The organism is Enterobacter sp. Tr-810 (assembly GCF_011752765.1).
Taxonomy (GTDB): domain Bacteria; phylum Pseudomonadota; class Gammaproteobacteria; order Enterobacterales; family Enterobacteriaceae; genus Enterobacter; species Enterobacter soli.
This window is the reverse complement of sequence record NZ_VWWW01000006.1, coordinates 45,112-60,093: the sequence shown is the minus strand read 5'-3', so window position 1 is coordinate 60,093 and position 14,982 is coordinate 45,112. Positions and strand designations below refer to the sequence as shown.

The following is a 14,982-nucleotide window of genomic DNA, read 5'->3' as shown; positions in this document are numbered from 1 at the left end:
CTCTTATGTCTGCCAGATACGCGGCGAACAGGCGGTTTTGGGGGTTAAAAGCGGGCGAAGCGACTGCCAGATATCGCGCATTACCCGCTGGCAAATCAGGTTGTCATGCGACAGAAAACGCACCGACAGCAGGCCGTCGGTGAGGGTGGCGCCGGCAAAATAGTCCAGCGGGCCGAGCTGCTCGCGTACCGTTTCGAGGTGATTTTCGCTGGCGGGATAAAACAGTAACGTGCCGATCCACGGATGCCCGGCGACGGGCGTCAGGTCGCCATTGCTGAGATGCTGGCGCTCAACCAGGCGTGGCTCGTCGTCGACCCATACCTCAAGGCGGCTCTCAAGCGCGCCGTGGCTAAACGTTTCGTTGATGACCGGGCGGCCCAGACAGTACAGCTCCCAGGCCAGCAGGGTACTGGATGCCCGCAGGTGAAAGACGGATCGCAATGCGGCATTCGCGCCGGGGAAGATAATGGTGTCCTGCGGTAGCCACTCCAGCGTTGCATTTTCATCAAGGTAAAAGTGCTGGTTCAGGTAAGCCTGTGGGCCGCTACTGCGATAGAACTTACTGGCGCCAGGCATGGTGATAAGCGTGTGGCTTTTGGCGTCCAGCCGCACGGTGATATCCAGCGAATCACCGCCGACGATCCCGCCAGGCGGGTGCAGCAGATAGAGATGGCAGGTTTCACCTTCGGGATAAAATGGCCGCTGAACGGTGAGCGGCCCGACATGATGAGCGGAGTGCAGGAGGGTTTTCTCAGGGGTGTGACAAAATTGCAGCGCAAGCGATGCCTGCCAGCCTTTGTAAGAGTTATCAGTGACCTGAGTTGCTAACATGCTGCATCCATCTGCTCACCATCGGGTTACGTTTCAGTATGCCCTGGCGGAAATGAAGGCTGTCATATGAGTCGCTTATGGATAAGTATTGAGGTTTGTTCCGTTCACCGCAGCGGGCGTTTCAGATAGCAGAGGTGCTGTAGTGAACGGAACCATTCCACAATTCAGTTAAAGAAGAAACTACCGATAATCCTCCGCATCCACATCATACCCGGACGGTTCCCAGCGGATCGCCAGCAGTGAGGCCAGCCCGATAAACGGCGCCAGGGCAATCACCCAGAACACCGCGGTATCCAGAGAGGCGACCAGCAGCGGGAACAGGAACAGCGAGAGCGTTGAACTGCTGCGCATCAGCGTCTGGTTAAGGCCTACGCCCACGCCACGCAGCGAGGTCGGGTAGCTCAGGGAAGCAAACGTCATGGTATGTGCGCCCGGTCCAAAGCCCTGACCAAACAGGAACAGTGCCAGCATCGCAACGGCGGCAACACCTTCAGTTGCGCCTTCAGGGCGACCAATCAGGGCCAGCCCGAGCAGGGCAACAAGCTGGCAGGCGTAACCTGCAAGCGACATCCTCCATGCGCCAAAACGTGGGACATAGCGCACGGCCAGCAGCCCGCCAACGAATGCAAACAGCAGATTAAGCACCAGCGAAATCAAAATTGTGGTCAGCATCGACTGCACGAAGAAACTGGAAATAATGACCGGCAGACCAAAGGCGACCGCGTTATACGCGAACGAGGAAACCACCGACAGCAGTGTGGCGAGTGTGGTGCGTCGTAAATAGATACCGCGGAACAGGTTCAGATAGTTTGACCACTTCGCCTTATTGACCACTGGCGCAGGCTGGTCGAGCGCATCCTGCGGCACGTGGGCGTTAATGTTATACGACTGGCGTAAAATAGACGCCGCCTCCTTCAGGTTCCCCTGGTTCGCCGCCCAGACCGGAGACTCGCTCATATAGCGGCTGCGGATTGCGATAATGACCAGCGCCGGTACTGCGCCAAAGCCGAGAATCAAACGCCACAACCAGTCGCTGTGGCTTTCCGGCAGTACGGTGTAGAAAAAGAGCACCAGCAGGTAAGAGATACTGATGGCGGCATACCAGGTCGGACACCACATGGCGACGCTGGAGGCCTTATTCCCAGGCCCTTTCAGTCTGGCGAACTCGCTCAGGAACGCCATCGCCACCGGGAGGTCAATCCCCACGCCAAGACCCATCACAAAGCGTGCGCCTGCCAGTACATATTCGTTTGGCGCCAGCGCACAGGCGATGGCCGCGACCACAAAGAACACCATGTCGGCCATAAAGACGCGATAGCGCCCGATTTTGTCGGTGAGATAACCGCCGAGAAGTGCCCCGACAATGGCACCGAAGGTAATGGCCGACGCCACCATACCGGTGCCCGCAGGGGTAAGACTGAATTCGCGGGTAATGTCTTTGATCCCGAACGCCAGCGCGCCCAGATCGTAGGCATCGAGGAAAATACCGCCCAGCGCGATACCGATGACGATACGGGCATTGGCCCGGCCCTGAGAGCCGTCGTTGACCAGGCGTGAAACGTCTGATGCGTTACGCACCCACTTGATGTCGCCATCAGGGGCGTTTCCTGCCGTGGAAAGGGGAGTTGTTTCTGTGATTTCTGCCATTTTCTTTTTGTGTGGTTGTGTTGTGTCTCTAACAGTTACCACAGGCAGAAGGTGACCTAAATCACATTTGGTTATAAGACATAACCTGAAGGGGACAATGTCGCTGTAGGCCCGCGCAAGCGAAGTGATGCCGGGCATGACGATTACTCAGATTCTTTCTTTTTCCGCTTCAGCTTCGTCCAGATTTTTGTTTCCTGACGCCGCCACAGACGCTGAATATTATCGTGATGACGCAGCAGGATCAGACACGAGAGCATCGATACCGGGAAGGTAAATTGCGGCTTGAACCACCAGACATAGAATGGCGCGATCAGTGCGCTGACAATGGCACCTAGCGATGAATAGCCGCTCAGTAAAATCGTCAGCAACCAGGTACCGGCCATGACGCCGGTTAAATCCCAGCCGATGGGCGCAATAGCACCAAAGGCGGTTGCGACGCCTTTGCCACCTTTAAAGCCGAAGAATACGGGCCAGATATGACCAACACAGGCGGCGATGGCGATGAGGCCAAGCCAAAACGGGGTGATGCCCAGAGCATACGCGCCCCAGACGGGTAGCATTCCTTTCAGTACATCAAAAACCAAAACCGCTACGGCTGCTCCCTTGCCGCCAATTCGTAGTACATTGGTCGCCCCGGGGTTCCCGGAACCACTGACGCGAGGGTCAGGTAACCCGGCGATTCGGCAGACCAGAATGGCGCTGGAGATTGAGCCGCAAAGGTAGGCGAGGAGGATCATTCCAGGCGCGATTGCACTCATAACGCTGTTCCGTTTTGAAAATGTATCTGTATTCTCAACATCTGTGGATAATACGCATAATTCGCCGGAAGTGGTATCCGGTTTAGCCAAAAAGCAGGCAGGTCGTGATGGATATTGTATTTATAGAGCAACTTTCGGTAATCACCACTATTGGTGTTTACGACTGGGAACAGACCATTGAGCAGAAACTGGTGTTCGATATCGAAATGGGCTGGGATAACCGCAAGTCGGCAAAAAGTGATGACGTCAATGACTGCCTCAGCTATGCCGATATCAGTGAAACGGTCATTAACCACGTTGAAGGACAACGTTTTGCGCTGGTAGAACGCGTGGCGGAAGAGGTCGCTGAACTGCTGCTGAACAAATTCAACTCTCCCTGGGTGCGCATCAAACTGAGTAAGCCTGGTGCGGTTGCTCGCGCGACAAATGTTGGCGTTATTATTGAGCGTGGCCATAATCTGAAAGGACGTCATTAACGTCATAATTGCTAAACCTTTTTCTGTTATATCGGTCTTAACGCTGTAACTTTCACGGTTGCCTGATGGGTGAACCGTTTTTTTATATCTTTTTAGGGGTTTATAGATGAGCGATATACACTCGCTGCTGGTGGCGGCAATACTGGGTGTGGTCGAAGGATTGACGGAGTTTTTGCCTGTTTCCAGTACCGGTCACATGATTATCGTTGGCCATCTGCTGGGCTTTGAAGGCGATACCGCAAAGACATTTGAAGTGGTTATTCAGCTCGGCTCCATTCTGGCCGTGGTCGTGATGTTCTGGCGTCGTCTGTTTGGTTTGATTGGTATTCACTTCGGCCGTCCGCCGGAGCACGAAGGTGTAGGTAAAGGCCGTCTGACACTTATCCATATCCTGTTGGGGATGATCCCGGCGGTGATTCTGGGGCTGGTGTTCCACGATGCGATCAAATCGCTCTTCAACCCTATTAATGTGATGTACGCGCTGGTGGTCGGCGGCTTCCTGTTGATTGCAGCAGAAGTGCTGAAGCCGAAAACGCCACGTGCAGAAGGTCTGGACGATATGACCTATCGCCAGGCGTTTATGATCGGTTGCTTCCAGTGTCTGGCGCTGTGGCCGGGCTTTTCCCGTTCAGGGGCGACCATTTCCGGCGGGATGCTGATGGGCGTTAGCCGCTATGCGGCATCGGAGTTTTCGTTCCTGCTGGCGGTACCAATGATGATGGGTGCGACCGTGCTCGACGTCTATAAGAGCTACCACTTCCTGACCGCAGGTGATATTCCGATGTTCGCGGTGGGCTTTATCACAGCCTTTATCGTGGCGCTGATTGCGATCAAAACCTTCCTGCAACTGATTAAGCGTATTTCGTTTATTCCGTTCGCTATCTACCGCTTTATCGTGGCGGCTGCCGTCTACGTGGTCTTCTTCTGACCCATTGCCCTCAGTCTTTGGGCTGAGGGCAACGTTGTTCCTTCCACGCGGTTACCGCGTCAATCCGGCGCTTTGTCAGCTCTGCACGAATGTCCGGGCCTCTGAATCCGGCGTCGACGACATCTTTTGTCGGCACTGCTCTGGCGACATCCCACGCTTCACGCAGCAAACGCCCTTGCGGGTAATCACAGGCTTCAAACCCGGTGCGCCCGCGCACGTCGGCTTCGCTGGTTAAGGCGATTTGCTCCACGCGCTGCGGTTTGCGCCAGGCGTCGATGTTATCGAATAGCTTCACGATGGTGGCCGGTTTCAGGATCGGGAAGGTGTGGATCAGGTCATGGAACTCTGCCACCAGTTTTGCCAGGTCACGGATATCGTTAGGCACGCGCAGGCGCTGGCAAATTCCTTCAACCAGCTTCACGCCTGCCGGACCGTGCCCGTGGTGGCGCGGCCAGAACTCTTTTGGCGTTAACCCCTTACCCAGATCGTGGCACAGTGTGGAAAAACGTACGTCCACTTCCGGGCTCAGCATCGCAGCCATACTCAGCGTCATCAGCGTGTGAACGCCGGTGTCAATTTCCGGATGCCATTTTGCCGGAGCCGGGACGCCAAACAGATTATCCACTTCCGGGAAGAGCACTTTCAGCGCGCCGCAATCGCGCAGCACCTGGAAAAAGACCTGCGGGTTGCGGGTCGTCAGGGCGTTTTCCGTCTCTTTCCAGACGCGCTCTGGCGTAAGGTGTTCCAGTTCACCCGCATCCGTCATGGCGGTCATCAGCGCCATCGTTTCATCTGCGATACGGAAGCTCAGGTGGGCGTAACGGGCAGCAAAACGCGCCACACGCAGCACGCGCAGCGGATCTTCAGAAAAGGCAGGGGAGACGTGGCGCAGAATGCGATTACGCAGATCGTCCTTGCCGCCGTAGGCGTCAATGATGTTGCCCTGGTCGTCCTGCGCCAGAGCGTTAATCGTGAGATCGCGGCGCAGTAAATCTTGCTCCAGGGTCACGTCCGGCGCGGCATAGCAGGTAAAGCCGGTATAACCAGAACCCGATTTTCGTTCCGTGCGCGCCAGGGCGTACTCTTCGCGGCTTTGTGGATGCAGAAAAACAGGAAAATCGCGGCCTACCTGCTGGTAGCCCGCGCTGAGCATCTCTTCTGGTGTGGCGCCGACCACCACCCAGTCTTTATCTTTGACCGGCAGACCTAACAACGCATCACGAACCGCACCACCGACCAGATAACTCTTCACGCCCAACACTCCCGTTTTCTCTTTTCGCAAGATAGTACGTAAGTCTGGCATCGAAGACGAATTAATTCATCCAGCGGTCTTTACGCTTACGGCTAGGGATAAGGAGTGGCAGAACCAGACCCAGCACCAGACCGACGCCCAGTACTCCGCCGCCATACATAAACCACTGCATGATGATGGTGCGTTGTTTGTCATCGAGCTGGAGGTTGGCGGCATTGACTTTCTTCTGCGCGACAATCAGCTCGTTTTTCAGCTTCTGGTTTTCGTCCTTCAGACCGCTTATCACACTGTCGCTTTGCGCTACTTTCTGCTGCATTTCTGCGGTGCGCTGGTTCCAGGTGCCGTCAATATTGTTCAGCTTGTCGGTCAGGGTTTTTACCTGATTTTCCAGATCGGGCACTCGGGTGCGCAGGCTTGGCACATTGCTCAGCTCTTTCAGTGGGATCCAGGAAGTACGACCGGTGCTGTCGCGAACCTGACCATAGTTGGTGTCAGTATTGGTCTGTAAAAGCGACACTTCCTCGCCGGCATTAACTGTGCCCACGAGGCGATAATTATCCCCAGGGCCGCTGCGCACCCAGGTGTTCAGTTCGTCAGAAACGTAACGTTTCTCTTCAGCGTGTACCGCTGTCGCGGCGCTAAAAGCAAGTAAAGTGAGTCCAATCAGGCGTAATTTAAGCATATCAGTCGTTATTTTCATAAAAAGTGGAACGATAGTAGTGGCATCAGTGTCTCTACGCAAAGGATTCATCATCAATCAGAATCATCTGTGTCCTGTTAACCACTGCTTCAAACTTTTACGCCCGTCAAATTGCTCATTGCGTGGCAATTTGGCGCAAAATACTATGTACTGACAAGAAACTGGCGAGTAAGTTCGCCTTAATTGATTCAGCTGTGACACAACCGTAAGTACAAGGCTATGGCTCAAGAGATCGAATTAAAATTTATAGTAGAAAAAGATAGCGTTGACGCAATCCGTCAGCACCTGCATCAGCTGACTGGCGAGCATCATGAACCGGTTCAACTGCTCAACATCTATTACGAAACGCCGGACAACTGGCTGCGCCGTCATGACATGGGGCTGCGTATTCGTGGTGCCAGCGGGCGCTACGAAATGACGATGAAAATCGCCGGCCGTGTGGTGGGCGGTTTACATCAGCGTCCTGAATATAATATCGACATCAGCAAGCCCGAACTTGAACTGGATCGTTTCCCGGCCGAAGTCTGGCCAGAAGGTGAACTGCCGTCAACACTCGCACAGCAGGTGCAACCGTTGTTCAGCACCGATTTCTGGCGCGAAAAATGGCTGGTGAACGAAGGTAAAAGTCGTATCGAAATCGCTCTGGATTTGGGTGAGGTCAAAGCGGGTGAATTCCAGGAGCCAATCTGCGAACTGGAGCTTGAGCTGCTCGAAGGCGATGCCGACGACGTGCTGAAGCTGGCGCGCAAACTGGTGAATCAGTCCGGTTTACGTCAGGGCAGCCTGAGCAAAGCTGCGCGCGGATACCATCTGGCGGCCGGCAATGCGCCACGCGCACTGAAGCCGACCACTATTTTGCGCGTCGCGCCGAAAGCCTCTGTAGAGCAAGGGCTGGAAGCGTCTCTGGAGCTGGCGCTTTCGCAATGGCAATACCATGAAGAGCTGTGGTCACGCGGTGTTAAAGGGGCAAAAGTTCATGTGCTGGCGGCGATTGGCCTGGTGCGCCATACCTTAGCGCTTTTTGGCGGTATTGTTCCTCGTAAAGCGAGCGCTCACTTACGTGATTTACTGACGCAAACCGAAGCGGTGATGCTCTCGGATGTGTCGGCGCAGACGGCCATCTACAGCCCGCAAACCGCAACGGCCAAACTGGCGCTGACAGAGTTCCTGCTGTCGCACGGCTGGCGCACATTCCTGGACGCGAAGGCGCAGGCTAAAATCGCCGAATCGTTCAAACGTTTTGCCGATATCCACCTTTCTCGCCATGCCGCTGAACTGAAAACCACCTTTGCGTACCCGCTGGGCGATCAGTATGGCGATCAGCTTCCCCGTCTGGCGCGCAACATCGACAGCATTCTGCTGCTGGCGGGTGCGTACGATGATGCCAAAGCGCAGGGCTGGCTGGATTACTGGCAGGGGCTGAAGCACGCGATTGAAACCCGGCAGCACATAGAAATAGAGCATTTCCGCAACGAGGCCATTTCGCAGGAGCCATTCTGGCTGCACAGCGGAAAACGTTAACTCTGGCAAGGAACCCCCAATAATGCCGCTCTCTTCGCAATTACAGCAGCAGTGGCAGACCGTTTGCGAACGTCTGCCTGAGTCATTACCGGCGTCATCATTAAGCGAGCAGGCTAAAAGCGTGCTCACCTTCAGTGATTTTGTGCAGGCAAGCGTAACCGCTAACCCTGACTGGCTGGCTGAGCTTGAGAGCTCGCCGCCGCAGGCTGACGAGTGGCAACAGTATGCCGGCTGGCTACAAACCGCGCTCAGTGGCGTGACAGATGAAGCAACGCTGATGCGCGAGCTGCGTCTGTTCCGCCGTCGGGTGATGGTGCGTATCGCCTGGGCGCAGGCACTGGAGCTGGTCAGCGAAGAGAGCACGTTACAACAGCTGAGCGAGCTGGCGCAGACGCTGATTGTGGCGGCAAGAGACTGGCTGTACGACGCCTGCTGCAAAGAGTGGGGCACGCCGTGCAGCGAAGAGGGGGTTCCTCAGCCGTTGCTGATCCTGGGTATGGGCAAGCTCGGCGGTGGAGAGCTGAATTTCTCTTCTGATATCGATCTGATCTTTGCCTGGCCGGAGAAAGGGACGACGCGCGGCGGTCGGCGTGAGCTGGACAACGCGCAATTCTTTACCCGCCTGGGGCAACGTCTGATCAAAGCGCTGGATCAACCCACTCAGGATGGCTTCGTCTATCGCGTGGATATGCGTTTGCGTCCGTTTGGCGACAGCGGCCCGCTGGTGTTGAGCTTTGCAGCGCTGGAAGATTATTACCAGGAGCAAGGGCGCGACTGGGAACGTTATGCGATGGTCAAAGCGCGGATCATGGGCGATAACGGCGATGTCTACGCCAACGAGCTGCGCGCCATGTTGCGCCCGTTTGTGTTCCGCCGCTATATCGATTTCAGCGTGATCCAGTCTCTGCGTAACATGAAAGGGATGATTGCCCGCGAAGTGCGTCGTCGTGGCCTGAAAGACAACATCAAACTCGGCGCGGGCGGTATTCGTGAAATCGAGTTTATCGTGCAGGTCTTCCAGCTTATTCGCGGCGGGCGTGAGCCTTCACTGCAATCCCGTTCGCTGTTACCGACCCTGACCGCTATTGAGCAGCTTCACCTTCTGCCGGAAGGGGATGCCAGCACGCTTCACGACGCCTATTTGTTCCTGCGCCGTCTGGAAAACCTGCTGCAAAGCATCAACGATGAGCAAACGCAAACCCTGCCGGGCGATGACCTTAATCGTGCGCGTCTGGCCTGGGGAATGCGTGTGGACGACTGGGCGGCACTGACCGAAAAGCTGGAAGCCCACATGGCGGGCGTACGCCGGATCTTTAACGACCTTATCGGTGATGATGAAAGCGAATCGCAGGACGATACGCTCTCTGAGCACTGGCGCGAGCTGTGGCAGGATGCGTTGCAGGAAGACGACACTACGCCGGTACTGGCGCACTTAAGTGACGATGACCGTCACCGCGTGGTGGTGCTGATTGCCGATTTCCGTGGCGAGCTGAACAAGCGCGCAATCGGCCCGCGTGGCCGCCAGGTGCTGGATCATCTGATGCCGCATCTGCTGAGTGATGTCTGCTCCCGTGCGGATGCCCCTGTGCCATTGTCGCGTATGATGCCGCTGCTGAGCGGGATCATCACGCGAACAACCTACCTTGAGCTGTTGAGCGAGTTCCCTGGCGCGCTGAAACACCTGATTACGCTGTGTGCCGCATCGCCGATGGTCGCCAATAAGCTTGCACGCTACCCGTTGCTGCTTGACGAGTTGCTCGACCCGAACACGCTTTATCAGCCGACGGCAACCGATGCTTACCGGGATGAACTGCGTCAGTATTTGCTGCGCGTGCCGGAAGAGGATGAAGAGCAACAGCTGGAGGCACTGCGTCAGTTTAAACAGGCGCAGATGCTGCGTGTGGCCGCGGCTGATATCGCCGGAACGCTGCCGGTAATGAAAGTGAGCGATCACTTAACCTGGCTTGCCGAAGCCATCATCGATGCGGTGGTACAACAGGCGTGGATGCAAATGGTGGCGCGTTACGGGCAACCGAAACATCTGGCCGACCGTGAGGGCCGCGGTTTTGCCGTGGTGGGTTACGGGAAGCTTGGCGGCTGGGAGTTGGGCTATAGCTCTGACCTTGATTTGATCTTCCTGCATGACTGTCCGGTGGATGTGATGACCGACGGCGAACGTGAGATCGACGGGCGTCAGTTCTATCTGCGTCTGGCGCAGCGCATTATGCACCTGTTCAGTACCCGCACCTCATCGGGCATTTTGTATGAAGTGGATGCGCGTCTGCGCCCATCGGGTGCTGCGGGGATGCTGGTGACATCCACGGAGTCGTTCGCCGATTATCAGCAAAACGAAGCCTGGACGTGGGAGCATCAGGCGCTGGTGCGCGCGCGCGTCGTCTATGGCGATCCGCAGCTTAAAACCCAATTTGATAGCATCCGCCGTGACGTGATGACCAAAACGCGTGACGGCAGCACGCTGCAAACCGAAGTGCGTGAAATGCGTGAAAAAATGCGCGCCCACTTAGGCAATAAACATCGCGATCGCTTTGATATTAAAGCCGATGAAGGCGGTATTACGGATATCGAGTTTATTACGCAGTATCTGGTGCTGCGCCATGCAAACGAGAAGCCGAAGCTTATCCGCTGGTCGGACAATGTGCGCATTCTGGAACTGCTGGCGCAAAACGACATTATGGATGAGCAGGAAGCGCAGGCGTTAACGCGCGCCTACACTACGCTGCGGGATGAGCTGCATCATCTGGCATTACAGGAACAGCCCGGCAATGTGGCGCTGGACTGTTTTACGCAGGAACGCGCGCAGGTCACCGCCAGCTGGCAGAAGTGGTTGGTGGAACCGTGCGTAACAAAACAAGTGTGATATTATCGCGCGCAAATTGTGAATCTTTCTGGAGTCAGGAATGAAAGTAACACTGCCAGAGTTTGAACGTGCTGGGGTTATGGTTGTCGGTGATGTGATGCTGGATCGCTACTGGTATGGGCCAACCAGCCGCATCTCCCCGGAAGCACCTGTTCCGGTGGTCAAGGTCGACACCATTGAAGAGCGTCCTGGCGGCGCGGCAAACGTGGCGATGAACATTGCTTCTCTGGGCGCGCATTCGCGTCTGGTAGGGCTGACCGGTATCGACGATGCGGCGCGTGCGCTGAGCAAGTCGCTGGCGGACGTGAACGTGAAGTGTGACTTCGTTTCTGTTCCGACACACCCGACGATTACCAAACTGCGTGTGCTTTCCCGTAACCAGCAGCTGATCCGCCTCGACTTTGAAGAAGGTTTTGAAGGTGTTGATCCGGAGCCGCTGCACGAGCGCATCAATCAGGCGCTGGGGAATATCGGTGCGCTGGTACTTTCCGACTACGCCAAAGGCGCGCTGGCAAGCGTCCAGAAGATGATCCAGCTGGCGCGTAAAGCGAATGTTCCTGTGCTTATCGACCCGAAAGGGACCGATTTTGAACGCTATCGCGGTGCAACGCTTCTGACGCCAAACCTCTCTGAGTTTGAAGCGGTGGCGGGTAAGTGCAAAACGGAAGCTGAAATTGTCGAACGCGGCATGAAGATCATTGCTGATTTTGAGCTGTCTGCACTGCTGGTGACCCGTTCAGAACAAGGCATGACCCTGATTCAGCCGGGCAAAGCGCCCCTGCATATGCCAACCCAGGCGCAGGAAGTGTATGACGTGACCGGTGCTGGCGATACGGTGATTGGCGTACTGGCGGCAACGCTTGCGGCGGGTAACTCGCTTGAAGAAGCCTGCTATTTTGCCAACGCGGCGGCGGGAGTGGTTGTCGGCAAGCTGGGGACATCAACCGTTTCGCCTATCGAGCTGGAAAACGCCGTGCGTGGCCGTGCAGATACCGGTTTCGGTGTGATGAGCGAAGACGAACTGAAAGCCGCTGTTGCCGCAGCGCGTAAACGCGGCGAGAAAGTGGTTATGACTAACGGTGTGTTCGATATTCTGCACGCCGGGCATGTCTCGTATCTGGCGAATGCGCGTAAGCTGGGCGATCGCCTGATTGTGGCGGTGAACAGCGATGCGTCAACGAAACGCCTGAAAGGCGAAACACGTCCGGTGAACCCACTGGAACAACGAATGATTGTACTTGGTGCGCTGGAAGCGGTGGACTGGGTTGTCTCCTTTGAAGAAGATACCCCGCAGCGCCTGATCGCAGGCATTTTGCCGGATCTGCTGGTAAAAGGCGGTGATTACAAGCCAGAGCAAATCGCAGGTAGCGAAGAGGTCTGGGCGAACGGCGGTGAAGTGATGGTGCTCAACTTTGAGGACGGGTGTTCAACCACCAATATCATTAAGAAGATCCAGAAAGACAGTCAGTAATCTGTGCGGGCTGGTGCCCTCACCCCAACCCTCTCCCACGGGGAGAGGGCGCAAACACTAAAAACGGCAACCGAGGTTGCCGTTTTGCATTTACCTTACTCCTGGTCCTTCACCGGCGGAATAGCCGGGGCTGGCTTCACTTCTTCCGGTGCATTACGGTTTTCCAGCTCGGTTAAACGCTGTTCCAGCAACGCCAGTTTTTCGCGGGTGCGCAACAGTACCTGTGTCTGCACGTCAAACTCTTCACGGCTGACCAAATCAAGGCGAACCAGCTGCGCCTGCAACGTCTGGCGGATTTTCTTCTCAACGTCATCACCAAATTCACGAATGCCTTTCGGCATGGACTCATGGACCTGGCGCGCAATTTGCTCAATTTTTTTCGGGTCAATCATTGTGGCTTCCCTTGATGAAACGGTGTTGATGACCATTGTAGCGCGTCATGCTCCAGGATAAACCAATATTGTTTGAAGCTTATGCATTGCCCAGGTTAATCAATAGCGTTATAGTTACTTCGCTTATTCTCAGGGCGGGGCGAAATTCCCCACCGGCGGTAAATCAGCGTGACGCTGAAAGCCCGCGAGCGCTTTGGGTGAAAACTCAAAGGTCAGCAGATCCGGTGTAATTCCGGGGCCGACGGTTAGAGTCCGGATGGGAGAGAGTAACGATCAAGTCGGGCATGGGCCCGCTCACGTTATTTTTTTGCCACTTATGTGGCGCTCCTAAGACTGCCCTGATTCTGGTAACCATAATTTTAATGAGGTTTTTTTACCATGAATCAGACGCTACTTTCCTCTTTTGGCACTTCAACTCAGCGTGTTGAACATGCACTGGATGCACTGCGCGAAGGCCGCGGTGTGATGGTGCTTGACGATGAAAACCGTGAAAACGAAGGCGACATGATTTTCGCCGCCGAAAACATGTCCGTTGAACAGATGGCGCTGACCATCCGTCACGGTAGTGGCATCGTTTGCCTGTGTATCACCGAAGATCGTCGTAAGCAGCTTGAGCTGCCGATGATGGTCGAAAACAACACCAGCGCGTTTGGTACCGGTTTTACTGTGACCATTGAAGCGGCGCATGGCGTCACCACCGGTGTGTCTGCTGCCGACCGTCTGACTACGGTACGTGCGGCCATTGCTGATGGCGCAAAACCATCTGACCTGAACCGTCCGGGCCATGTGTTCCCGCTGCGTGCTCAGGCTGGTGGCGTGCTGACTCGTGGCGGTCACACCGAAGCGACTATCGATCTGGTAACTCTGGCTGGCTTCAAACCAGCAGGCGTTCTGTGTGAACTGACCAACGATGACGGCACCATGGCGCGTGCGCCAGAATGCATCACCTTTGCGCGTCTGCACAACATGCCGGTTGTGACCATCGAAGATTTGGTGGAATATCGCCAGGCGCACGAGCGTAAAGCCAGCTGAAAATTTCTGAAATGAAAAAAGCCGGGATAATCCCGGCTTTTTTGTATCTCTTTATTGATAGTTTATCTTAAGGATAAGATCTTTACTGAAGGGGCCTATCTCAATCCCTCTGTTCGGATTTTTGGTTAACTTCGCCATGTAATTATGGGTGATCGTCGAGGCACCTCTATCTGGATAGTAGGTGGCGAAGGGATAATAGGTATTCATTAAAATATCCTGTCCTAACGTCTCGTCGCGTAACTGCATTAATAAGCCGTTACCCATATCAACATGGCTGGTGTCATACAGATCGTCGGTATTGAAACTCAGTGTGACATCAAACTGTTGTGAGCATGCCGCAGTGGCGTCGCGTATTGTTGAAACGCTAAATGGGGCTTTTTGTGTCTTCACGTCGATGTTATTGACCTGGCCAAAATCGACAATTTGGTTTTCAGGGAATATCTGTATATCAACACCACAGTCCAGAAAGTGAACATGATCGAGACCATCAATATTATATTTCAGGTTTTTTGCATTAGGACTGAGGTTCGCCCCACCCTCGCCGTCAAATTGAAGGACGTTGACGCTGCCAAAGTTATAAACGGTATCCGGCTCGTCAGGGAATGCCTTCAGTTTTACATATAAGCGGAAACGTGCAGGAAACGTGATGCTTTTCTGCAACGTGACGCCATTACATACCGGGTTATGCCAGATACCATCATAGTATGGTTCGAATTTATCAAGACAGGCCCCGGTATCAATACCTTCATCATTCATCTCATGGTCTGCGCCGTTATAGGTAACGCCAAAAGTGAAATAGGGGTTATTTAATACATCCGCACTGTTCTTTGCAGATAGTTTTATCCATGCGAAGAGGTCTTCGGTCTGGTTGGTTTTGCTCCAGCCTGATGCATTATCACAATAAACGGTCACGTTAACGTCAGAGCTTTCCCATATTTTGCTTCCGATGACCGCATTTGAAGGGACGGTAAAGCTTGGAAGGTTAGCGGTGTAAACCGTGGCACCACCTTTCTGATTTTGGTAGCAGTCTACCGCCCATGACGACGATGAAAAAAGTAGCAGCAATAAGCCCAGCAGCGAAGCGATATTTTTCATA

Annotated in this window: 13 protein-coding genes and 1 riboswitch; of the genes, 6 read left to right on the top strand and 7 right to left on the bottom strand. The window is 54.8% G+C overall.

Annotated features, from left to right (window positions below; all coding sequences use genetic code 11):
- Window positions 1-3: 3 nt before the first annotated feature.
- From F3J30_RS16840 to plsY, 3 genes are all read right to left on the bottom strand, one after another.
- Window positions 4-831, bottom strand: a complete 828-nt coding sequence (locus F3J30_RS16840; protein ID WP_166717975.1) for an urease accessory protein UreD — start codon at window positions 829-831, stop codon at window positions 4-6.
- A 180-nt stretch (window positions 832-1,011) separates the two neighbouring features.
- On the bottom strand, window positions 1,012-2,478 hold the full coding sequence (locus F3J30_RS16835) for an MFS transporter (protein WP_166717974.1): 1,467 nt from the start codon (window positions 2,476-2,478) through the stop codon (window positions 1,012-1,014).
- 143 nt (window positions 2,479-2,621) lie between these two features.
- Window positions 2,622-3,236, bottom strand: a complete 615-nt coding sequence (plsY, locus tag F3J30_RS16830; RefSeq protein WP_166717973.1) for a glycerol-3-phosphate 1-O-acyltransferase PlsY — start codon at window positions 3,234-3,236, stop codon at window positions 2,622-2,624.
- Window positions 3,237-3,343: 107 nt separating this feature from the next.
- Here plsY and folB point away from each other — a divergent pair, with 107 nt between their 5' ends.
- A complete protein-coding gene (gene folB / locus F3J30_RS16825; protein WP_166717972.1) occupies window positions 3,344-3,712 on the top strand; it encodes a bifunctional dihydroneopterin aldolase/7,8-dihydroneopterin epimerase in 369 nt (122 codons plus the stop codon).
- Between the two features lie 106 nt (window positions 3,713-3,818).
- Window positions 3,819-4,640 (top strand): undecaprenyl-diphosphate phosphatase, encoded by an 822-nt coding sequence (bacA, locus tag F3J30_RS16820; RefSeq protein WP_166717971.1) that lies wholly within the window; start codon window positions 3,819-3,821, stop codon window positions 4,638-4,640.
- Window positions 4,641-4,650: 10 nt separating this feature from the next.
- On the opposite strand, the gene F3J30_RS16815 is transcribed toward bacA, so the two are convergent.
- The gene (locus F3J30_RS16815) at window positions 4,651-5,892 is read right to left on the bottom strand and encodes a multifunctional CCA addition/repair protein (RefSeq protein ID WP_166717970.1); all 1,242 of its coding nucleotides are present in this window, start codon (window positions 5,890-5,892) and stop codon (window positions 4,651-4,653) included.
- A 61-nt stretch (window positions 5,893-5,953) separates the two neighbouring features.
- Window positions 5,954-6,574 (bottom strand): TIGR04211 family SH3 domain-containing protein, encoded by a 621-nt coding sequence (locus tag F3J30_RS16810; RefSeq protein ID WP_014071800.1) that lies wholly within the window; start codon window positions 6,572-6,574, stop codon window positions 5,954-5,956.
- A gap of 237 nt (window positions 6,575-6,811) precedes the next feature.
- Here F3J30_RS16810 and F3J30_RS16805 point away from each other — a divergent pair, with 237 nt between their 5' ends.
- The 3 genes from F3J30_RS16805 to hldE are packed head-to-tail and all read left to right on the top strand — an operon-like array spanning window position 6,812 to window position 12,462.
- A complete protein-coding gene (locus F3J30_RS16805) occupies window positions 6,812-8,113 on the top strand; it encodes an inorganic triphosphatase (protein WP_166717969.1) in 1,302 nt (433 codons plus the stop codon).
- 19 nt (window positions 8,114-8,132) lie between these two features.
- On the top strand, window positions 8,133-10,991 hold the full coding sequence (glnE, locus tag F3J30_RS16800; RefSeq protein WP_168714507.1) for a bifunctional [glutamate--ammonia ligase]-adenylyl-L-tyrosine phosphorylase/[glutamate--ammonia-ligase] adenylyltransferase: 2,859 nt from the start codon (window positions 8,133-8,135) through the stop codon (window positions 10,989-10,991).
- Between the two features lie 40 nt (window positions 10,992-11,031).
- Window positions 11,032-12,462, top strand: coding sequence for a bifunctional D-glycero-beta-D-manno-heptose-7-phosphate kinase/D-glycero-beta-D-manno-heptose 1-phosphate adenylyltransferase HldE (hldE, locus tag F3J30_RS16795; protein ID WP_014071797.1), 1,431 nt, complete (start codon window positions 11,032-11,034; stop codon window positions 12,460-12,462).
- 95 nt (window positions 12,463-12,557) lie between these two features.
- Here the strand turns inward: hldE and ubiK are convergent, their stop codons facing one another.
- Window positions 12,558-12,854: a ubiquinone biosynthesis accessory factor UbiK gene (gene ubiK / locus F3J30_RS16790; RefSeq protein WP_166717967.1), complete on the bottom strand. Its 297-nt coding sequence runs from the start codon at window positions 12,852-12,854 to the stop codon at window positions 12,558-12,560.
- A 121-nt stretch (window positions 12,855-12,975) separates the two neighbouring features.
- A riboswitch (FMN riboswitch) is annotated at window positions 12,976-13,126 on the top strand.
- Window positions 13,127-13,232: 106 nt separating this feature from the next.
- Between ubiK and ribB the strand changes: the two genes are divergently transcribed.
- Window positions 13,233-13,886, top strand: coding sequence for a 3,4-dihydroxy-2-butanone-4-phosphate synthase (gene ribB / locus F3J30_RS16785; protein WP_014071795.1), 654 nt, complete (start codon window positions 13,233-13,235; stop codon window positions 13,884-13,886).
- A gap of 51 nt (window positions 13,887-13,937) precedes the next feature.
- Here ribB and F3J30_RS16780 read toward each other — a convergent pair whose 3' ends face one another.
- Entirely contained in the window at window positions 13,938-14,981 is a 1,044-nt protein-coding gene (locus F3J30_RS16780) for a pilus assembly protein (protein ID WP_166717966.1), read from the bottom strand.
- Between the last annotated feature and the right edge of the window lies 1 nt (window position 14,982).